General features: G+C 73.0%; 17 protein-coding genes and 5 tRNA genes. 10 read left to right on the top strand and 12 right to left on the bottom strand.

The features are described 5' to 3' along the window. Positions 1-65: 65 nt before the first annotated feature. The 3 genes from L1885_RS09070 to L1885_RS09060 form a co-directional block, all read right to left on the bottom strand. The gene (locus L1885_RS09070; RefSeq protein WP_235796503.1) at positions 66-902 is read right to left on the bottom strand and encodes an ADP-ribosylglycohydrolase family protein; all 837 of its coding nucleotides are present in this window, start codon (positions 900-902) and stop codon (positions 66-68) included. 516 nt (positions 903-1,418) lie between these two features. Continuing rightward, complete coding sequence (locus L1885_RS09065) at positions 1,419-2,075, bottom strand: histidine phosphatase family protein (RefSeq protein ID WP_235796502.1); 657 nt, start codon at positions 2,073-2,075, stop codon at positions 1,419-1,421. A 258-nt stretch (positions 2,076-2,333) separates the two neighbouring features. Continuing rightward, complete coding sequence (locus L1885_RS09060) at positions 2,334-2,939, bottom strand: YdbC family protein (protein WP_235796501.1); 606 nt, start codon at positions 2,937-2,939, stop codon at positions 2,334-2,336. A 138-nt stretch (positions 2,940-3,077) separates the two neighbouring features. On the opposite strand from L1885_RS09060, the gene L1885_RS09055 reads away from it, so the two are divergent. Next, a complete protein-coding gene (locus tag L1885_RS09055) occupies positions 3,078-3,605 on the top strand; it encodes a TerD family protein (protein WP_235796500.1) in 528 nt (175 codons plus the stop codon). 213 nt (positions 3,606-3,818) lie between these two features. Here the strand turns inward: L1885_RS09055 and L1885_RS09050 are convergent, their stop codons facing one another. After that, positions 3,819-4,580 (bottom strand): TetR/AcrR family transcriptional regulator, encoded by a 762-nt coding sequence (locus L1885_RS09050; protein WP_235796499.1) that lies wholly within the window; start codon positions 4,578-4,580, stop codon positions 3,819-3,821. A 551-nt stretch (positions 4,581-5,131) separates the two neighbouring features. Here L1885_RS09050 and L1885_RS09045 point away from each other — a divergent pair. Further along, positions 5,132-6,037, top strand: coding sequence for an FAD-dependent monooxygenase (locus L1885_RS09045; protein WP_235796498.1), 906 nt, complete (start codon positions 5,132-5,134; stop codon positions 6,035-6,037). 11 nt (positions 6,038-6,048) lie between these two features. Next, entirely contained in the window at positions 6,049-6,333 is a 285-nt protein-coding gene (locus L1885_RS09040; protein ID WP_235796497.1) for a Rossmann-fold NAD(P)-binding domain-containing protein, read from the top strand. Between the two features lie 28 nt (positions 6,334-6,361). Here L1885_RS09040 and L1885_RS09035 read toward each other — a convergent pair whose 3' ends face one another. Continuing rightward, positions 6,362-7,372: a zinc-binding dehydrogenase gene (locus tag L1885_RS09035; protein WP_235796496.1), complete on the bottom strand. Its 1,011-nt coding sequence runs from the start codon at positions 7,370-7,372 to the stop codon at positions 6,362-6,364. Positions 7,373-7,467: 95 nt separating this feature from the next. Between L1885_RS09035 and L1885_RS09030 the strand changes: the two genes are divergently transcribed. Then, positions 7,468-8,091, top strand: coding sequence for a TetR/AcrR family transcriptional regulator (locus L1885_RS09030; protein ID WP_235796495.1), 624 nt, complete (start codon positions 7,468-7,470; stop codon positions 8,089-8,091). Positions 8,092-8,329: 238 nt separating this feature from the next. Here the strand turns inward: L1885_RS09030 and L1885_RS09025 are convergent, their stop codons facing one another. Both L1885_RS09025 and nrdR read right to left on the bottom strand, forming a co-directional pair. Next, entirely contained in the window at positions 8,330-11,236 is a 2,907-nt protein-coding gene (locus tag L1885_RS09025; protein WP_235796494.1) for a vitamin B12-dependent ribonucleotide reductase, read from the bottom strand. 145 nt (positions 11,237-11,381) lie between these two features. After that, entirely contained in the window at positions 11,382-11,900 is a 519-nt protein-coding gene (gene nrdR / locus L1885_RS09020; protein WP_235796493.1) for a transcriptional regulator NrdR, read from the bottom strand. 636 nt (positions 11,901-12,536) lie between these two features. On the opposite strand from nrdR, the gene lexA reads away from it, so the two are divergent. Then, entirely contained in the window at positions 12,537-13,328 is a 792-nt protein-coding gene (gene lexA, locus L1885_RS09015) for a transcriptional repressor LexA (protein ID WP_235796492.1), read from the top strand. 258 nt (positions 13,329-13,586) lie between these two features. On the opposite strand, the gene L1885_RS09010 is transcribed toward lexA, so the two are convergent. The 3 genes from L1885_RS09010 to L1885_RS09000 all read right to left on the bottom strand — a co-directional run bounded on the left by L1885_RS09010 (position 13,587) and on the right by L1885_RS09000 (position 18,397). Next, positions 13,587-15,557, bottom strand: a complete 1,971-nt coding sequence (locus tag L1885_RS09010; protein WP_235796491.1) for an ATP-dependent DNA helicase — start codon at positions 15,555-15,557, stop codon at positions 13,587-13,589. A gap of 77 nt (positions 15,558-15,634) precedes the next feature. Continuing rightward, on the bottom strand, positions 15,635-17,512 hold the full coding sequence (locus L1885_RS09005; protein WP_372481898.1) for an IucA/IucC family protein: 1,878 nt from the start codon (positions 17,510-17,512) through the stop codon (positions 15,635-15,637). A 129-nt stretch (positions 17,513-17,641) separates the two neighbouring features. Beyond that, complete coding sequence (locus tag L1885_RS09000; RefSeq protein WP_235796490.1) at positions 17,642-18,397, bottom strand: GNAT family N-acetyltransferase; 756 nt, start codon at positions 18,395-18,397, stop codon at positions 17,642-17,644. A gap of 23 nt (positions 18,398-18,420) precedes the next feature. Here L1885_RS09000 and L1885_RS08995 point away from each other — a divergent pair. The 5 genes from L1885_RS08995 (at position 18,421) to L1885_RS08975 (ending at position 18,873) form a co-directional block, all read left to right on the top strand. Further along, positions 18,421-18,493 (top strand) — tRNA-Gly (locus L1885_RS08995). Positions 18,494-18,532: 39 nt separating this feature from the next. Further along, positions 18,533-18,606 (top strand) — tRNA-Cys (locus L1885_RS08990). A 1-nt stretch (position 18,607) separates the two neighbouring features. Then, positions 18,608-18,679: transfer RNA gene (locus L1885_RS08985), tRNA-Val, on the top strand. 21 nt (positions 18,680-18,700) lie between these two features. Then, positions 18,701-18,772, top strand: a tRNA-Val gene (locus L1885_RS08980). 29 nt (positions 18,773-18,801) lie between these two features. Continuing rightward, positions 18,802-18,873 (top strand) — tRNA-Val (locus L1885_RS08975). Positions 18,874-19,025: 152 nt separating this feature from the next. On the opposite strand, the gene L1885_RS08970 is transcribed toward L1885_RS08975, so the two are convergent. Beyond that, a complete protein-coding gene (locus tag L1885_RS08970; RefSeq protein WP_235796489.1) occupies positions 19,026-19,319 on the bottom strand; it encodes a TFIIB-type zinc ribbon-containing protein in 294 nt (97 codons plus the stop codon). 76 nt (positions 19,320-19,395) lie between these two features. Continuing rightward, positions 19,396-19,832, bottom strand: a 437-nt coding sequence (locus tag L1885_RS08965; protein WP_235796488.1) for a phosphotransferase family protein, incomplete at its 5' end; no start/stop codon positions are given.

The following is a 19,832-nucleotide window of genomic DNA, read 5'->3' as shown; positions in this document are numbered from 1 at the left end:
ACGGCCACCGGGGCCCTTGCCGCTCCGCCCGGGCTCGCCTTGCCCGGCCCGCTCCCCCGGCCCGCTCAGCCGCCGGTGAGCCACTCCGGGAGGGCCTCGGTGCGCCGTGCCCACTCCGCGGGCGGAGCGCCCGCGGGCGAGGACGCGACGACACCGCCGAAGATCGCACACGTGGTGTCGACGTCCCCGCCGGCGCGCGCCGTCGTCCAGAAGCCGGCCTCGTAGTCGCCGAGGGCGCGCGCCGCGGACCACAGGGCGAACGGCACCGTGTCGTGGGCGCTGGTGCGCCGCCCGCAGCCGAGCACGGCGGCGACCGTGCCGGCGTCCTGGTAGTCGAGCATGTCGCGCGCCCTGCGCAGCCCCGCGCCGACGGCGCTGCGCGGCACCAGTGCCACGACGCCGCCGAGCAGCTCGTCCGCGGTGGGCGGCCCCGAGGGCCCCGCGACGAGGGCCGCGGCTGCCGCCACCGCCATGGCGCCGGCGACCGCCTCCCGGTGCTGGTGCGTGGTGTACGCGGAGATCTCCGCCTGGTGCGTGGCCTGCTCGGGGTCGTCCGCGTACCAGGCTCCCAGCGGGGCGATCCGCATGGCGGCTCCGTTGCCCCACGAGCCCTGCCCGTCGAAGAGGCCGGCCGCCAGCTCGCGCCAGTCCCCGCCCTCCCGCACCAGGCGCAGCATGCGGTTCACCGCGGGGCCGTAGCCCCGGTCGAAGTCGTGGTGCCGGGCGAAGCTCTGCGCGAGGGCGTCCTGATCGACACGGCGGTGCGCGGCCAGCACGGCGAGGACGGAGGCCGCCATCTCCGTGTCGTCCGTCCACTGCCAGGTGCCGGGCGGGGTCTCGCCGCTCCTGAGCAGCGGATGGTTGCGGGGCACGAAGTACTGGGAGCCGAGGGCGTCGCCCACGGACAATCCGCGCAGGGACGCCAGTGCGCGCGTCCAGCGGCTTCCGGCCGCCTCTTGGCCGGTCGCGTGCGAGCCGGTCGCGTCCGGGCCGGTCGCGACCGGGCCGGCCTCTGCGGAGCGGCCCGCGCCGGAGCGGGACGTCGCGGCAGGACGGGACGTCGAAGCGGAGCGCGAAGGGCGCGAAGGGACGGAAGAAAAGGCTGAAGAGGAGGCGGAAGAAGGGGCGGAAGGAGAGTCAGGGGCGGGCCCGCACGGGGACGTGCGGCTGGGGTCATCGGAATGAGCGGTCATCGCCCTGCCAATCTAACCGGCAGTGGCGACGGACGCCCGGCTCCGCACCGGTCCGCACCGGTCCGCACCGGAGCCCGGCGGAGCCCGGGCGCGCTCCCCGATGTGCCGGGCGGCGGGGCCGGTGGCAGCCCCCGCACCGCGGCGACGCCGGCGGCCCCGGACGGCTTGGGCCGGGCGGCCCCGGACGGCTTGGCCGGGGAGACCCTCCGGACGGCCCCTCTGACTTCAGGCGACGTCGTGACGATCCGGTTCGCGCCACTTGTCGAACGGCCGGTCCAGCGCGTATCTCCCGTCCGCCCCCAGGACCAGGGTCCGGGACTCCCCGTTGCCCGGGTTCAGCAGGGACTCGAACTCCGCGACGGACCAGTGGAACCACCGCATGCAGAACAGCCGCATGGTCAGGCCGTGCGTGACGATCAGCACGTTCGGCGGCGAGTCCGGCTCCTCGAAGCCCCGGTGCAGGCTCTCCAGGAACGCCCCGACCCGGTCGTACACGTCGGCGCCCGACTCGCCCTGCGCGAAGCGGTAGAAGAAGTGGCCGTAGGCGTCCCGGTACGCCTTCTGCCGCCGCACGTCCTCCCGCTTCTGCCAGTTGCCCCAGTCCTGCTCGCGCAGCCTCGGCTCCTCGCGGATCCGGGCCAGGTCGGGATCGAGGTCGAAGGCGCGCAGCGTCTGGTGCGTACGCCGGTACGGCGAGACGTAGACGCTCACCCGCTCGCGCCCGAACTCGGCGCGCAGCCGCTTGCCCGTCTCCCGGGCCTCGGACTCTCCGCGCTCGGTCAGCTCCAGCGCGTGGTCGGGGACGCGCTCGTACACGGAGTCGTCGGCGTTGCCCTCCGACTCGCCGTGCCGGACAAGGACGATTCGTCTCGGTCGTGCCATGGCACCGACCCTACGAGCGGCCCGACGATCACGACGAGCGGCCCCCTGCCCCGGCGCCGCCGGCCGGCTCCTCGCCGCTCTCCGGACCGCTGCCCGTAACCACCGCTGCCTTGCGGCAGTCCCAGGACGGCTGCCCGTACCCCGCAGCACCTTCCGGAACTCCCCGGACCGCCGTCCTTGCGTTGGGGCGCGTTTCGGCGCATTCCGGCGCGTTCCGGCGCCTCACCGCATTCCCAGGGCGTCCGGGGGCCTTCCGGCTCAGACGGTCCAGGACGGTTCGAGATCGACGATGTCGCCGGCGAGTGCGGCGACGTCGGTGGCGGTCTGGGCGCGCAGCGTGAGCCGCTCCACGCGCTCGACGCGGTACTTCCCGTGCTCCGCGGCCGACTGCCACATCGAGAGCACCAGGAACTCGTTGCCGGGGGCGTCGCCGAAGAGGCCGCGCACCATGCCCGGCGACCCCGCCATGGCCGGGTTCCAGACCTTCTCCTGCATGAGCGCGAAGTGCTCGACGCGCTCCTCGTGCACCCTGCTGTGCGCGACGCGCACCACGTCCGCGTCGGTGAAGCGCGGCTCGAAGCCGGTCTTCACGTCGAAGCGGTGGTCGAACAGCTTGACCTGGCCGTCCTTGAACGTCCCCGACTGCGTGGACGCGAGGCGGTCGTGGGAACGGGCCATGAACGAGTCGTAGAACGCACGGCTCTCCCAGAACGCGAACACATGGGCCACACCGGGACGTATCCTGCTCCACCCCCCGCCCTGCCCCCGGAACCCCGGCTCACCGAGCAACCCCGCCCACTTCCGCTGCCCGCGTTCGAACCCTCGACGGTCGACCACAGTGCAGTGAGTCCACTTGACCAGCACCGCGCCATCGTACGGGCCCGGGGCGTGGCGCCGGTCACGATCCGGACGTCGTTCCCCGTTGTCCGAGGTCCGGTCTAGCCTTGTCCCCGAGGGCCGCTCATACGTACGAGCCGGCCCCTTCACGGGGAGGGGAAACCGGTGGCAACCGCCAACAAGGGCCTGTCGAAGGTCGAGGTCATGCTCAAGTGGGACCCCAGCCCGCTGGGTGCCCCCGACCACGATCTCGACCTGATGGCCGCCACGTTCACCTCGGGAGACCCGCACGGGGCACCCGCCTACCTGGTCCACTTCGGCAGCCGCTCGCCCGACGGCACGATCACCCTGAACCGCGACAGCAGGACGGGCCAGGGCCTCGGCACGGACGAGGAGATGACGCTCGAACTCGACCGGCTCGGCGACGCCTACACTCGGGTGCTCGTCGGCGTGGCGATACAACAGGGCGCCGGAGAGCTGACGTTCGGCTCGGTGGCGCATCCCCACGTACGGGTGGTCGAGGACCGCGACGAGCTGGCGCAGTACGACTTCGGCGACCTGGCCGGGGCCACGGCGGCGACGCTGGCGGAGTTCCACCGGCAGCCGCGCGGGGCCTGGCAGTTCCGGCGCCTCGTCCACGGCTTCGACGGCATCGACGCGGACACCTTCGGCCGCCGGATGGGCGAGGCCTGACCCGACCGGGCGGACGCCTTCGGCCGCCGGACGTGCGAGGCCCGACCCGACCCGGCGGGCGCCCGCTTCGTCCAACACGCCGCGTCCGCGCCCTGCCGGCGCCGCGTCCCGCCGCCCGTGAAAGGGCGTGAAGACGGCGCTTCCGGGCCGACACCGTCCGTCGTCGGCGGCCCGTCCCGGCCGGCCGTCCCGACGGCCCGTCCGGTCGGTCCTTCACTCGCCGGGAGCAGCCTCGCGCCGAGCGTTCACGAGCAGTTCGACGCCGTCGAGGATGCGCGCCAGGCCGAAATCGAGTGCGTCACCCCCTGAGCCTTCGTGCGCGGCGGAGGCGAAGGCCTCGGCGAGCGCGGGGAACTGCTCCCGGCGGGCCGCCAGTAGGGGGGCGATGCCCTCGGCCATGGCCTCCTCCGCGCCGCCGCCCGCCACGGCGGCGTGCTGCTGCGCCACGGCCCGGACGTGCCCGACGAGCGTCGCCGCCACGTCGAGCCGCTCGCCGCCGCCGAGGCCGCAGCCGGCCAGGGCCGCGACCGCCGCTTCCATCCAGGCGAGTTCGTGCGGCCCCATCGGCCGTGGGCCGACGATCGCCTCCAGCGCCCAGGAATGCCGGACGAAGCGCTCGAAGAGTCCGCGGGCCCACGCGTCGAGCCGGGGGCGCCAGGCGTCCTTCGGCGCCGCATCCCGGGGCGGCTCGCCCATGGCAGCCTCGATCATGAGGGCCACCAGCTCGTCCTTGCCCGGCACATAGCGGTAGAGCGCCATCTTCGTCACGCCGACCTCGGCCGCGGTCCGCTGCATCGTCAGGGCCGCGAGACCCTCCGCGTCCGCGACGGCGACGCCGGCCCGCGCGATGGCGTCCAGCGTGAGGGTCGGCCGCGGGCCGCGGCGCCCCACGGGCCGCCCGGTCCCCCACAGGAGCGCGAGCGCCGGAGACCATCCGCCGTCTCCGCCCCCGCCTCTCTCCCGGGTGTCCGTCACGCCCGGCTCCTTTCGCCGCTCCGGTGCTTGCCTCCGCCGCCAAACCGTGTCTACCGTACACTGTGTCTATCGGACACTATTAACTGATCCGAAACCCCGGGAGCGAGCCGGAGCGCGGCCGAGCCCGGGCATCGCACCCGGCGTCCGCGCCACGAGCGCCGCTTCCGTCTTCCTCAGCACTCGCGCCCGCAACAACACCAAGGCAGTACAGGCACCACGGGCAGTACAGGCACCACTAGCAGTACGGGCAGTACGGGCAGTACGGGCAGTACCGGCACCAAGGCCTCGCCATCGCAGGGGACGGGACCGACCGAACGTGACCCGGCCACAGGACCCGACCGGCCAGACCAGCTCAGGCCAGGTCAGGTCAGGTCAGGTCAGGTCAGGTCAGGCCAGGGCCCCGACGCCCGCTCCGGACGGCCCCTACCCCTGCATCCGTACCCCCGCATCCGTACCCCCGCGTCCGCACCGCCGGCATCCGGACGCCGGTATCCGCACCGCGCCCCCGCGCGGCCCGCGCCCCGCTCCGCAGCATCGACCTGGAGGCCCTGATGACCGGCACCCCCACCCGCACGACCCCTCTGCGCGGCAGACGCGTCCTGATCTCCGGCGCCGGCGTCGCGGGACCCGCGCTCGCCCTGCGCCTCCTGCACCACGGCGCCGACGTCACGGTGGTCGAGGCGGCACCCGAACTGCGCGGCGGCGGCTTCGCCGTGGACTTCCGGGGGCCGGTCCATCTCGGCGTCCTGGAGCGGATGGGCGTGCTGGAGGAATTGCGCGCCCTGCGCACGGGCGGAAGCGCCATGCGCTGCGTGGACGCCGACGGCCGCGAGGTCTTCACCCTCCCCGCCGAGTTCACCGGCGGGGAGCTGGAGGTGCTCCGGCGCGACCTGTCCCGGGTGCTCCACGAACGCACCGCGGGGCGCGCCGAGTACGTCTTCGGCGACACCGTGACGTACCTGGCCGAGACCCCGCACGGCATGCACGTCGACTTCGCGCGCTCCCCCTCGCGCACGGTGGACCTGGTGGTCGGCGCCGACGGACTGCACTCGGGGACGCGCGCGGTCGCGTTCGGCGAGGAGGCCCGCTTCGTGCGCCACCTCGGCCACTGCCTCGCCGGATGGAGCCTGCCGAACGACGGGGGGTGGACGAGGACGTCCGAGCAGTTCAACGTGCCGGGCCGCATGGTCTCCGCGGCGGCCGACCGCGCGACCCAAGCCGGGCGGGCGTGTTCCTCGTGTTCAGCGCGCCGCCGGTCGCCCACGACTGGCACGACACGAATGCGCACAGGGCCCTGGTCAAGAAGGCGTTCGACGGGCTGCCGTGGCGCACCGCGGAACTGCTCGCCACGCTGGACGGCGCGCGGGACCTCTACTTCGACTCGATCAGCCGCGTCACGGTGCCCCGGTGGACCAGTGGGCGGGTCGCCCTGCTCGGCGACGCCGCCTGGGGGGTGACCCTGGGCGGCATGGGTGTCGGTACGGGGCTGGTCGGGGCGTACGTCCTGGCGGGCGAGCTGGCCGCGGCGGGCGGCGACCACCGCGTCGCGCTGCCGGCGTACGAGGCACGGATGCGGCGCTGCGCGGGCCGCTGGCAGAAGGGCGCGAACCCGGGTCAGTTCCTGGCCCCGTCGACCGCGACCCGGCTGCGCCTGCGCAACGTGATGCTGCGCAGGTCGGCCGTCAGACGGCTCCTGCTCGCCGGGACGGCGTCGGTGGCCGCCCCGGGCGGCCTGCCGGCCTACGACGGCTGATCGGCCCCGGCTGGCCGCGCCGGCCCGCTCACGGGGTGAGGACGACGCGCCCGAAGACGCTGCCGTCGTCCATCCGCCGGTGCGCCTCGGCGGCCCTGTCGAGCGGCAGCACCGCGTCCACGACAGGGTGCAGGCGTCCGTTCGCCGCGTCCTCGAACAGCTCGGCGCGGACCGCGTTGCGCCGGGCCACGGGGACGGTGTCGAGGCTGAACGTTGCGAAGGACCGCGACTGCTGGAAGGACCGCAGCAGGCGCGCCCCGAAGTCGGCCGGGGGCATGCCCGCGACCGCGCCGACGACGACCATGCGGCCGTTGGGTGCGAGCCGGTCGAGGAAGGCGGGCACGCCGTCCCCGCCGACGATGTCGACGATCACGTCGAACGCGTCCCGTCCGTCGCCTTCGCCGCTCGGCCGCGGCCCGGCGGCGCGGGGCCCTGTCTCCGGTGCTTCGCGACGCCCCGCCCGGTCGAGCACGAGCGTCGCGCCGAGCTTGCGCAGCCGCTCGCCGCGCTCCGGGGAGGACGTCGTGACGGCGACCGCGCCGGCCCGCCCGCGGGCCGCGAGTTCCACGGCCGCGATGCCGATGCTGCCCGCCGCGCCGCGTACCAGCACTCTCTCCCCGGCGCCGAAGTGCGCGTGGGCGAGGGCGAAGTGCGCGACGGTGGCCGCGCTGCCGAGTGTCACCGCGTCGACCGGCGAGAGCCCGCGGGGCAGCGCCGTGATGTCCTCGACCCGGGCCGCCGCCTGCGGCGCGTAGCCGCCGCCCGTCCCGGTGAACGCCCACACGCGCCGTCCGAGCCACGACGGATCCACGCCCTCCCCGACCGCGGTGACCGGACCCGCGACCTCGCTGCCCGGTATCAGCCCCTCGGTGAAGCCGTAGCCGCCGAGGGTCCCCCGGCGGATGACGGCGTCGACGCCGCCGACCCCGATCGCCTCGGGCTCGACCACGACCCCGCCGGACGCGGGGGCCGGGTCCGGGACCTCGCGCACTGCCATCCCCGACGGGTCGCCGAACCGTTCGATCACTACCGCGCGCATCGCGTCTCCTTCACATCGCCCCGTGGCCGACTACGATCCGGACGGTAGTGGACGCCTGCGTCCGCTTGACGGAAGTGAGAACCATGGACGGCGGAATGACTCACAACCTCCGCGCCGACGCGCGCGAGAACCGGGGCAGGATCCTGGAGGCCGCCCGGGCCCTGTTCGCCGAGCGCGGCCTCGACGTCCCCATGCGGGAAGTGGCGCGGCGGGCCGGGGTCGGGCCCGCGACCCTCTACCGGCGCTTCCCGACGAAGCAGGATCTCGTCGACGACGCGTTCGCGGACGAGCTGCGCGCCTGCCGGGAGATCGTCGTGGACGGCTGCGCCGATCCGGATCCCTGGCGGGGGCTCTCGTCCGTCGTCGAGGACCTGACCGTGCTCAACGCGCGGAACCAGGGATTCGTCGACGCGTTCATGTCCGCCCACCCGCATGCCCCGGTGTTCGGGCGCCACCGCGCGGATCTGCTGCACCGGCTCGCCGCGCTCGCCGCCCGCGCGAAGCGGGCGGGGCGATTGCGCCACGACTTCGCCGTGGACGACCTGGTGCTCGTCCTGCTCGCGGGCCGAGGTCTCTCCTCGGCGCACCCCGACACCCGGACCGCCGCGGCACGGCGCTTCGCCGCCCTCGCACTGGACGCCTTCCGCGAGAGCGCGACCAACGGCGCGCTGCCCCGCAGGCCCCCGCTCCTCGACGACGCGGTCCGCGTCCACCGGTGACGTCCCCGCGGTGACGACCGCGCGCCTTCGCCGGCTTGGCGCGCGGAGCACGCCTCGACCGGACCCGCGGCCGCCCCGCGTCCGACGCCGGTCCCGTGCCCGACGAACCGGCCCGCGCGCGAGGGCCGGTGCCGTGCCCGACGAAAGGGAGGGGTGCCGGTCCAGGACCGGCACCCCTCCCTCACGCACTGCTCAGCGGGTCACGCCGGCGGCCGCGGCCGCCGCGATCCCGTGCGGGTCAGCTGCATCCGCTCGTCGAGCCGCAGCCCTCGCAGATGTAGCAGGAGCCCGCCCGCTGCATCTTCGTGCCGCACGAGAAGCAGAGCGGCGCGTCGGCGCTGATGCCCAGCTGCATCTCGACCAGCTCGGCGGAGGTGTGGGCCTCCTGCGGCGCCGGCTTCTCTGCCGGCGCGCTCGCCGCCGGGGTGACGACGGCCTTCAGGGGCGGCTCGGGCCGCACCGGCGCGGACTGCGCCAGGGACTCGATGTCGATCTCGTCCTCCGCCTCGGCGGGCTCGTAGGAGCCGGTGTCGAGGTGGCGCTGGCGCTCCTCGGCCGAGTGGATGCCGAGCGCGGAGCGCGTCTCGAACGGCAGGAAGTCGAGGGCCAGGCGCCGGAAGATGTAGTCCACGATGGACTGCGCCATCCGCACGTCGGGGTCGTCCGTCATGCCGGCCGGCTCGAAGCGCATGTTGGTGAACTTCGAGACGTACGTCTCCAGCGGCACGCCGTACTGCAGGCCGACGGAGACCGCGATCGAGAAGGCGTCCATCATGCCGGCGAGGGTCGAGCCCTGCTTCGACATCTTCAGGAAGACCTCTCCGAGGCCGTCGTCCGGGTAGGAGTTGGCCGTCATGTAGCCCTCGGCGCCGCCGACCGTGAAGGACGTCGTCAGGCCGGGGCGGCCCTTCGGGAGGCGCTTGCGGACGGGGCGGTACTCGATGACCTTCTCGACCGCCTCGCGCAGCGTCTCCTCGGCCTTCTCCGTGACGGCCTGCTTCTCGTCCTCCTTCTTCTTCGCCGAGAGCGGCTGGCCGACCTTGCAGTTGTCGCGGTAGATCGCGAGGGCCTTGATGCCCATCTTCCACGCCTCGAAGTAGATCTCCTCGACCTCTTCGACGGTGGCGGACTCGGGCATGTTGACCGTCTTGGACAGCGCGCCGGAGATCCACGGCTGGATCGCGGCCATCATGCGGACGTGGCCCATCGCGGAGATGGAGCGCTCGCCCATGGCGCAGTCGAAGACCTCGTAGTGCTCGGGGCGCAGGCCGGGGGCGTCCACCACGTTGCCGTGCTCGGCGATGTGGGCGACGACCGCCTCGATCTGCTCCTCCTGGTAGCCCAGGCGCCGCAGCGCCTGCGGCACCGTGCCGTTGACGATCTGCATCGAGCCGCCGCCGACGAGCTTCTTGAACTTGACCAGTGCGAGGTCGGGCTCCAGGCCCGTGGTGTCGCAGGACATGGCCAGGCCGATGGTGCCGGTCGGGGCGATGACGGAGGCCTGCGCGTTGCGGAAGCCGTTCTTCTCGCCGAGGCGCTGCACGTCCTGCCAGGCCTCGGTCGCCGCGGCCCAGATCGGGGTGTCGAGGTCGTCCATGCGCACGGCCGCGGCGTTGGCGTCCGCGTGCTGCTTCATGACCTGCTTGTGCGCCGAGGCGTTGCGCGCGTAGCCGTCGTACGGGCCGACGATGGCGGCGAGTTCGGCGGAGCGGCGGTAGGCCGTGCCCGTCATCAGCGAGCTGACGGCCCCGGCGAGGGCGCGGCCGCCGTCGGAGTCGTAGGCGTGGCCGGTCGCCATCAGCATGGCGCCGAGGTTGGCGTAGCCGATGCCGAGCTGGCGGTAGGCGCGGGTGTTCTCGCCGATCTTCTGCGTCGGGAAGTCCGCGAAGCAGATCGAGATGTCCATCGCGGTGATGACCAGCTCGACGACCTTGGCGAAGCGCTCGGACTCGAAGGACTGGTTGCCCTTGCCGTCGTCCTTGAGGAACTTCATCAGGTTCAGCGAGGCGAGGTTGCAGGACGTGTTGTCCAGGTGCATGTACTCGCTGCACGGGTTCGAGCCGTTGATCCGGCCGGACTCGGGGCAGGTGTGCCAGTGGTTGATCGTGTCGTCGTACTGGATGCCGGGGTCGGCGCAGGCCCAGGCGGCCTCGGCCATCTTCCGGAACAGCGACTTGGCGTCGACCTCTTCGATGACCTCGCCGGTCATGCGCGCCTTGAGCCCGAACTTCCCGCCGGCCTCGACGGCCTTCATGAACTCGTCGTTCACGCGGACCGAGTTGTTGGCGTTCTGGTACTGGACGGACGTGATGTCGTCGCCGCCGAGGTCCATGTCGAAGCCCGCGTCGCGCAGGGCGCGGATCTTCTCCTCCTCGGTGACCTTCGTCTTGATGAAGTCCTCGATGTCGGGGTGGTCGACGTCGAGGATGACCATCTTCGCCGCACGGCGGGTGGCGCCGCCGGACTTGATGGTTCCGGCGGAGGCGTCGGCTCCGCGCATGAAGGAGACGGGGCCCGAGGCGTTGCCGCCCGAGGACAGCAGCTCCTTCGAGGAGCGGATGCGGGAGAGGTTCAGGCCGGCACCGGAGCCGCCCTTGAAGATCATCCCCTCTTCCTTGTACCAGTCGAGGATCGAGTCCATGGAGTCGTCCACGGACAGGATGAAGCAGGCCGAGACCTGCTGCGGCTGGGGCGTGCCGACGTTGAACCACACCGGCGAGTTGAAGCTGAAGATCTGGTGCAGGAGGGCGTACGCCAGCTCGTGCTCGAAGATCTCCGCGTCCGCCGGGGAGGCGAAGTAGTGGTAGTCCTCGCCGGCCTTGCGGTAGGTCTTCACGATCCGGTCGATGAGCTGCTTGAGACCGGTCTCGCGCTGCGGGGTGCCGAGGGCACCGCGGAAGTACTTGCTGGTGACGATGTTGACCGCGTTCAGCGTCCAGAAGTCGGGGAACTCGACGCCGCGCTGCTCGAAGTTCACCGACCCGTCGCGCCAGTTGGTCATGACGACGTCACGCCGCTCCCAGGCCACCTCGTCGTACGGGTGCACCCCGGGCGTGGTGTGGACGCGCTCGATCCGGAGCCCCTTGCCGGCCTTGGCCCCCTTCGACCGGGAACTCCGCGCCGGGCCACTCGTCGTCTCTGTCATGCCGCCTCCCATATACGTACAAAAACACTCGCCGGCGCCGTGCTGTTCCACGGATCGCAGGCATATGCAGGGCGCCTCGGGTGCACCGCACCCGTGGCAAGTCGTGTGGCGCCGCCGGTCGGCCGGGCCCGGGGGCCCGGCCGGATCAGCCGGCGGCGGTGGCGGGCGCGGGGCTCTCCGCTTCCCCGGTGCCCGCGCCGTCCTCTTCTTCCTTGGCGGGCGGCCGCTCCCGCAGTTCCTCGACGGCCGCCTCGAAGTCCTCGAGGGAGTCGAACGCCTGGTACACGGACGCGAACCGCAGGTAGGCGACCAGGTCCAGGTCCCGCAGCGGTCCGAGTATGGCGAGTCCCACGTCGTGGGTGGTCAGCTCGGCACTCCCCGTCGCCCGCAGCTGCTCCTCGACCCGCTGGCCGAGCTGCGCGAGGGCGTCCTCGGTGACAGGGCGCCCCTGGCAGGCCTTGCGCACGCCGGTGATGACCTTGGTGCGGCTGAAAGGTTCCGTCACACCGCTCCGCTTGATCACCATCAGTGACGCGGTCTCCACGGTGGTGAACCGGCGCGAGCACTCGGGGCACTGCCGGCGTCGCCGGATCGCCGTTCCGTCGTCGGTCGTACGGCTGTCGACGACGCGGCTGTCGGGGTGCCTGCAGAAGGGACAGTGCATGGTTCCCGCTCCTCCCTCACTGCATGGCCGAATGGCTTCACGATGGCCGGAAAGCGACCCCGAGAAGCTGCTCCCCAGCATAGCCCCACCACAATCCCTGGGCCACAGCGACTACCCAACCACTACATGTAGGGATTGGAGCGGACTTTGCCATCTCGCGCGTGTCGCGCGTCCGCGTCCGCCGGCAGCCGCGCGCGGTCCGGGGGCGGCCACGAGATTACGTGACGGGAGGGCCGGCCGGGACGCCGGGGCACCCGTCCGCGCCGGCTCGCGCACACATCCCTCACGCGGATGCGGAAGGCGTCACGAAACGCCGGAGATCACCGCCCGCACCCGGCGGCCCCGACCCGGGACGGTACGGTGAGTCACGCGGCACGGACCGGATCCGGGACCGACGCCGGAGCAGGGCGGCGACCCCTCGCAAGAGGGGCGCGGGAAGCGCGGAAGCGCCGGGAAGCACGGGCGGGCCGCGCGGGCGCGCTGCGTGCGCGAGCCCTTACGGTGTGTGCCCATACACCCAACCGAGGCGCACGGGACCCCCACTTCGGACTTTTTCACTCGAACGTGTGTTTGGCGCAACCTTTCGAAAGCCATTAACGTTGTGCAGCAGGGAGAACACACCTGAGAGGGGCCGATGTGACCACGACCGCCGACAGTGCCGCCATCACGACGCAGGACCACTCCGCGCGCCGCTTCGAGCCGGTGCAGCCGGTGACGGAACCCGTCACCACGGAGCCGGAGGGCCTGGCCAAGGCCACCCGCTCGCTGCCGGGCCGACCTCCCGGGATCCGGGCCGACAGCACGGGGCTGACGGACCGGCAGCGACGCGTCATCGAGGTCATCCGCGACTCCGTCCAGCGCCGGGGGTACCCCCCGTCCATGCGCGAGATCGGCCAGGCCGTCGGCCTGTCGAGCACCTCGTCCGTGGCGCACCAGCTCATGGCGCTGGAGCGCAAGGGCTTCCTGCGCCGCGACCCCCACCGCCCCCGTGCCTACGAGGTCCGCGCGTCCGACCAGCCGTCGGCGCAGCAGACCGACACCACGGGCAAGCCGGCCGCCTCGTACGTTCCCCTGGTGGGCCGCATCGCCGCCGGTGGCCCGATCCTGGCGGAGGAGTCCGTCGAGGACGTCTTCCCCCTCCCGCGGCAACTCGTCGGCGACGGCGAGCTGTTCGTCCTGAAGGTCGTCGGCGATTCGATGATCGAGGCAGCCATCTGCGACGGCGACTGGGTGACCGTGCGGCGCCAGCCCGTCGCGGAGAACGGTGACATCGTGGCCGCGATGCTCGACGGCGAGGCGACCGTCAAGCGCTTCCGCCGCGAGGACGGGCACGTGTGGCTGCTCCCCCACAACTCGGCGTATCAGCCGATCCCCGGCGACGAGGCGACCATCCTCGGCAAGGTCGTCGCCGTCCTGCGGCGCGTCTGACCGCCGGCGCCGGCCGCGCCGGATCCACCTTCCTGCCCGGACGCCTCGAACGGCCCCGCGACGCGACCCCTCGCGCCGCAGCGGCCGGGGCGCCGCTCGCCGGCCCCGTCCGGCCCCTCATCCCTCTCCCTGGCGCGGCCGTCCTCGGCGCCCGTGCCGCCTCCCTGCCCCGGCCCCGTGCCGCCGTCGCGCCCCGAGCGCGGTGGGCGACCGGGGCCGTACGGCGTCCGGCCCCGCCTGCCCTACTTGCCGTCCGCCCTACTTGCCGTCCGCCTTCGCGGCCTCGTCGATGGCCGAGAGCGACTTGCGGACCTGGTTGCGGTCCGTCGTGTACCAGAAGTCCGGGAGCGAGGCCCGCAGGTAGCTCCCGTAGCGGGCGTTGGCCAGTCTCGGATCCAGCACCGCCACGACGCCCTTGTCGCCGGTGGCCCGCACCAGGCGGCCCGCGCCCTGCGCCATCAGCAGCGCGGCGTGCGTGGCCGCGACCGCCATGAAGCCGTTGCCGCCGTTCTCCTCGACGGCCTTCTGCCGCGCGCTCATCAGCGGGTCGTCGGGCCGCGGGAACGGGATCCTGTCCATGACGACGAGCTGGGAGCTGGGCCCCGGCACGTCCACGCCCTGCCACAGCGACAGCGTCCCGAACAGGCACGTGCGCGGGTCGGCGGCGAAGCCCTTGATCAGCTCGCCGAGCGTCTCCTCGCCCTGCAGCAGGATCGGCACGTCCAGCCGGCCGCGGAGTTCCTCCGCCGCGCCCTGGGCCGCCCGCATCGACGAGAACAGCCCCAGCGTGCGCCCGCCCGCCGCCTGCACGAGTTCAGCCAGCTCGTCCAGCATGTCCGTGCGCGAGCCCTCGCGGCCCGGCGTGTTCAGGTGCCGGGCGACGTACAGGATGCCCTGCTTGCGGTACTCGAACGGCGAGCCGACGTCGACACCCTTCCACTGCGGCACGTCGTCGCCGCCGGTGCCCTCCGGGGACAGCCCGAGCGAGGCGCCCACCCCGTTGAAGTCGCCGCCCAGCTTCAGCGTGGCCGAGGTCAGCGTCACCGAGCGGTCCTCGAACAGCTTCTCCCTCAGCAGCCCGGAGACCGACAGCGGCGCCACCCGCAGTGACGCGCCGAAGCGGTCGTGCCGCTCGTACCAGACGACGTCGTACTCCGAGCCGTTCGCGATACGCTCCGCGACGGAGTGCACGGACTCGACGGACGCCACGGCCTGCTTGCGCACCACGTCCTCGTCCTGCACGGACTTGTCGCGCGTGTTGCCGAGCGCCGTGATCACCGTGCGGGCCGCGTCCCGCAGCGCCATCAGCGCGTAGGCGAGGTCCTCCGGGATCTCCTCCAGGCGGCCGGGCAGCGCGAGCTCCATGAGCCGTTCGAACGTCTCCGCCGCCGTCTGCAGGGCGTCCGCCGCCTTCTCGTCGACCAGCTTGGCCGCCCGGCGCACCGCCCTGTTGACCTGGCCGGGCGTGAGCTCCCCCGTCGCCACGCCCGTCACCCTCGACACCAGCTCGTGCGCCTCGTCGACGATCAGCACCTCGTGCTGCGGCAGGACGGGGGCGCCCTCGATCGCGTCGATCGCGAGCAGCGCGTGGTTCGTCACCACGACATCGGCCAGCTTGGCCCGCTCGCGGGCCAGCTCGGCGAAGCACTCCTGGCCGTACGCGCACTTCGAGGCGCCCAGGCACTCGCGCGAGGACACCGAGACCTGCGCCCAGGCGCGGTCCGAGACGCCGGGCGTGAGGTCGTCGCGGTCGCCGGTCTCCGTGTCGTCCGCCCAGTCCCGCATGCGCAGGAGGTCCTGTCCGAGCCTGCTCGTCGGGGCGGCCGCCTCGAACTGGTCGAACAGGCCGTCCTCCTCGTCCTGCGGCATGCCTTCGTGCAGCCGGTGCAGGCACAGGTAGTTGCTCCGGCCCTTGAGCATCGCGAACTCCGGCCGGCGCCGCAGCAGCGGGTGCAGCGCGTCCACCGTGCGCGGCAGGTCGCGCTCCACGAGCTGCCGCTGGAGCGCGAGCGTCGCCGTAGCCACCACGACGCGCTCGCCATGGGCGAGCGCGGGCACCAGGTAGCCGAGGGACTTTCCCGTGCCGGTGCCGGCCTGGACCAGCAGGTGGGACGGGGTGTCGATGGCCTCGGCCACGGCCGCGGCCATGGTGGACTGGCCGGGCCTCTCCACACCGCCGACGGCGGCGACGGCGGCGTGGAGGAGTTCGGGGAGTGATGGCTTCGTCATAGCGCGACCACCCTACGACCCGCCACCGACAGCCACGGACGATCCCGGCCGTTCCCCCGGGCCGGGGCCCGCGGCGATCAGGCCCCGGGAGCGCGGCGCCCGGCGAGCGGGTTCGGCACGGAGCCGTGGACGGCGGCGTGCGGGCGCTCGGCGCGGTCGCGGTAGCCGTCCAGGTGGAGGCGGTTGCGGTTGAGGCACAGCCGGGCGATGCGGGGAGTGAGCAGGTCGAAGATCTCGAAGCGGTCCTTGAGCTCCGGGAAGCGTGCCTGGTAGTGCAGGATCTCCGCCCGTACGAGGGACCAGAACTCGTCCTCCGGCACGCCGAGTTGCTCCTCGCACAGGGGCGCGAGGTAGCGGTAGACGCCGACGAAGAGACCCGAGTGGATGAACTGCGTCAGGAAGCCGGGGGCCTCCGTCAGCAGGACGTCCTCGACCTCGGACGGCATCGACGCGTGCTCGGGCAGCGGGACGGAGCTGACGTTCACGTCGTCCACGAAGTCCTTGATCGCCAGGCGGACGGGCACGTCCTGGGCGTCGAAGACCACGATGGCGTTCTCGCCGTGCGGGGAGAACACCGTGCCGTAGCGGTACAGGAAGTGCAGCAGCGGCGGCAGCATGGCGTGGAAGAGGCGGCGCAGCCACTGCTCGGGGGCGAGGCCCGAGCGTTCGGCGAGCTCCGCCGTCAGGGCGCGGCCGCCGGGGTCGGTGTGCAGCAGCGCGGCCAGTGTCCGGGCCCGCTCGCCGGGTGCGAGGCTGGTCGCGAGCGGCTGCCGCCAGATCGCCCCGAGCAGTTCCTTGTACTGGTAGGGGGCCTCCGGGAGCCGGTCGTAGAGCGGGTGCTCGACGGTCACCGAGGCGACCTCGCCCTGGAGGACCACGCGCGTCTCGTCGCGCAGGAACGCGTCGCCGTCACGCAGTCCGAGGACCCAGGCGGTGACCGCGGGCGCGGCGAGCGTGCGCCGGGTCGGCAGGCCCCGCCACACCAGCGTGTTGAGGATGGACAGCGGCAGCTTCACGGTGTGGCGCTCGGGCCGGTCGATGTTGAGGAAGGTCCGGATGGACTGCTGGGGCAGGCGCAGGTCCCCGTCGGTCGGCAGCGGCACGACGGCGCCCTCCGCGATCGCCGGCGCGTACAGCTGGACCAGCACCTCGTCCCACTGCCAGGGGTGGACCGGCAGGTAGAGGTAGTCGGCGGGGTCGAGTCCCCGTTCCCGCAGCACGGAGTCGAAGGCCGCGCGCACCGGCTCGTCCAGCTCGATGGCGTACAGCTGGTCGGGGGCGCCGACCGCGCCGGTGCCGCGGTAGGCCGCCAGCCGCGTCGAGACGGCTATCCAGGGCAGCGCGGCGGGGGTGCGGGCCTCGGGGGCCCAGCGGGCCGTGTCGGTGGCGGAGAAGCCCACCCGGCCCTTGTTGAGGACGATCCACGGGTGTCCGGTCTGGTGGCCCTCCAGCTCGGCGTAGCCGAGGTCCGCGAGGTGCGCGGCGGACGCGGCGGTGTGGTCGAGCGCGGCGTCGGCCGCGACGGTCGTGGTCAGCTCCCGTATGAGGTGGCCCAGGGTGTCGCCGTCGATGCCGATCGTGCGGTGCGCCAGCATCAGGAAGCGCAGCGGGTCGGTGAAGGGGTGCTCGCCGTCGGGTTCGCGGCGCCGCAGGGAGCCGGGGTCCACCCGCCAGCTGCCGTACGCGCCCCGGCGGGCCCGGAAGACGAGGGCCGACCCGTCGTCCAGGGCCAGCGTGTGGCGGCCGGTCTCCGCACCGTCCGGGCCGGGCTCGGGCTCGGGCTCGATGATCTCCTCGTACGCGAACTCCCCCACGAGCTTCGCCAGCAGCCGCCGCGAGGCGGACGCCCAGCGCTCCGGGGTCAGTTCGGGCGGCGCGTACAGCGGCGTCGGTGCTCTCGGCGGCGCTGGTGGCGGGGCGGAGTCGCTGAGGTCATGTACGGGGAACGTCGACACGGGGACTCCTCGGAGCGGAAGCGGCGGGGCCGGTACGGCGGTGCGCCTACGACTGTTCGGATGCGGCAGGTCACGTGCGGTAGTGCACTGGGGGCAGCGGGTTCCCTGGAACGATGGGGGGCGGTTGTGTCAGAGGCGGTCGCGGAAGGCGCGGTCGCGGACCATCAGAGCGGCGCGTTTGTCGGGCAGGTCGACCTCCGCGGCGAAGCGAAACCCTCCGCTCAGAAATGCTGACACGGACGGGGTGTTCCGCAGGTCGGGTTCCGCAAGTACGCGCGTACACCGGGGCCGATGGTCGAGAATGTGGTCCGAGACTGCCCTCAGGAGGGCCGAGCCGACGCCCCTGCCCCGGTCCCGCACGCCGCCCACCAGAAGGTGGACGCCCGTGTCGTGGGGGCGCGCGGGGTAGTGGCGGGCGAGCGGGTCGAGGTCGGCCCGGTAGATCTCGAAGTAGCTCATCGGCACGCCGTCCAGGACGCCCAGGCAGGGCATGCTGCGCCCGTCGCCCCGCAGTTGGGGCCGCAGGTGGCCCGCGGTGACCGACTCGGCCCCCGCGAGCTCCCAGAAGGCGGCGACCGCCGGATCGTTCATCCAGCCGGCGATCCTGGCGAGGTCCCGCTCGGCTCGTACGGGGACCAGTTGGAAGACGCCGACGCGCGAGGAGATGGGTCCCCAGTCGGCGAGGGAGTCGAGGAGGGACGCGTCGAACTCCGGGGAGGCGCCGCCCGGGACGCCGGGGTGGGCCGCGGCGCCCGGGCCGCGCGGGTCCCAGGGGCCGGCCGGGGCGCCGGGGGCCGCCGTCGCGGCCGCGCCCTCAGCACGCTGCGTAAACGCGTTTTTGTGCTGGCCCTCAAATCCGCTAGAGTTCACTGCGTCGCCCGGCACGCAAAAGGTGCCGGAAACGACAGGCGGACGTGGCTCAGTTGGTAGAGCATCACCTTGCCAAGGTGAGGGTCGCGAGTTCGAATCTCGTCGTCCGCTCGATGTGGGGGTTGGATCGATCATCCCCTGCGCACTCCGGGTGGAGTGGCCGAGAGGCGAGGCAACGGCCTGCAAAGCCGTCTACACGGGTTCAAATCCCGTCTCCACCTCCAAGGACGATTAGCTCAGCGGGAGAGCGCTTCCCTGACACGGAAGAGGTCACTGGTTCAATCCCAGTATCGTCCACTGGATCCGCAAGGATTCCCCGCGCGATTAGCTCAGCGGGAGAGCGCTTCCCTGACACGGAAGAGGTCACTGGTTCAATCCCAGTATCGCGCACGCAGCAGCAGCCACCACGGTGGTGACCTGCGCGATTAGCTCAGCGGGAGAGCGCTTCCCTGACACGGAAGAGGTCACTGGTTCAATCCCAGTATCGCGCACAGAGCGAGGCCCCGGCGGATCCTTCCGCCGGGGCCTCGTCGTTTCCGCCGCGCCGGGACCTGACCCGCGGCCGGGGGCCGTGCCGCACCGTGCGCCGGGGCGGCGGGCCGGCCGGCGGGGATCCGCCCGGCCGGCCCGCGCCGGGGACCTGTCAGGTCGAGAACAGCATGTGCGCGAAGCTCTTGTGGTGCCCGTGGTGACCGTAGGGATTCCCGTGGCCGCCGTGGCCGCCGTAGGGAGCGCCCCAGGCCGGGCCGGGCGCCGGCGGGTAGGGCCCCGGCGGCGGGCCGGGCTGCATCGGCTGGGCCCACTGCGACTCGATGCGCGTCAGGGTCTCCAGCTCACCGAAGTCGAGGAAGATCCCCCGGCAGCCGCTGCACTGCTCGATCTGGACACCGTTGCGGTTGTACGTGTGCATCTCCGCATGGCACTTGGGGCACTTCATCCAGTTCAGCTCCTCGACCGGTGGGCAATCGCTTCACCCTACGACGCGCCGGCGGCCTGCACGGTTGCCGCGGAGGTCAGTTGGGCCGCAGCGCGGCGATCCGTACGCACGCGTCGATCACCAGGTCCTCGACCTCGTCCGTCGCCCGGCCCGCCTCCGCGGACTTGGCGATCGCCAGGGCGGCGGTCTGCACGGTCAGGGCGCGGGCCGGCAGGTCCAGGCGGGGCCAGGGGTCGCCGTCCGCCGGCAGGGCGGCGCCGCCCGCCGCCCGATACGCCCCCAGGAAGCGGTGCCACACGTCGGGCGGCAGCAGGCCGGCCGCGAACCAGGCCGCGGGGCGGGCCAGGTCCCAGGCGGGATCGCCCAGGCCCGCGTCGTCCACGTCGATCAGGAGCCACCGCCCGCGGCCCGGCTCGCGTACGAGTTGCCCGAGGTGGAGGTCGCCGTGGCACAGGGCGGCGGGCCCGGGGGCGCCGGACGCGAGCGCGAGGTGCCCGTGGGCGCGTTCGACCG

Source organism: Streptomyces fuscigenes (assembly GCF_021556455.1).
GTDB lineage: Bacteria > Actinomycetota > Actinomycetes > Streptomycetales > Streptomycetaceae > Streptomyces > Streptomyces fuscigenes.
Note: the sequence above shows the minus strand (reverse complement) of the source record. Positions and strands in the feature narration are given on the sequence as shown.

Excerpts from the sequence above, each read along its gene's own strand:
- L1885_RS09025 (WP_235796494.1), bottom strand. The coding sequence starts at position 11,236 with ATGACAGAGACGACGAGTGGCCCGGCGCGGAGTTCCCGGTCGAAGGGG.
- L1885_RS09010 (WP_235796491.1), bottom strand. The coding sequence starts at position 15,557 with ATGACGAAGCCATCACTCCCCGAACTCCTCCACGCCGCCGTCGCCGCC.
- L1885_RS09030 (WP_235796495.1), top strand. The coding sequence starts at position 7,468 with ATGACTCACAACCTCCGCGCCGACGCGCGCGAGAACCGGGGCAGGATC.
- L1885_RS09045 (WP_235796498.1), top strand. The coding sequence starts at position 5,132 with ATGACCGGCACCCCCACCCGCACGACCCCTCTGCGCGGCAGACGCGTC.
- L1885_RS09035 (WP_235796496.1), bottom strand. The coding sequence starts at position 7,372 with ATGCGCGCGGTAGTGATCGAACGGTTCGGCGACCCGTCGGGGATGGCA.
- L1885_RS09065 (WP_235796502.1), bottom strand. The coding sequence starts at position 2,075 with ATGGCACGACCGAGACGAATCGTCCTTGTCCGGCACGGCGAGTCGGAG.
- L1885_RS09040 (WP_235796497.1), top strand. The coding sequence starts at position 6,049 with ATGGGTGTCGGTACGGGGCTGGTCGGGGCGTACGTCCTGGCGGGCGAG.
- L1885_RS08970 (WP_235796489.1), bottom strand. The coding sequence starts at position 19,319 with ATGAAGTGCCCCAAGTGCCATGCGGAGATGCACACGTACAACCGCAAC.
- nrdR (WP_235796493.1), bottom strand. The coding sequence starts at position 11,900 with ATGCACTGTCCCTTCTGCAGGCACCCCGACAGCCGCGTCGTCGACAGC.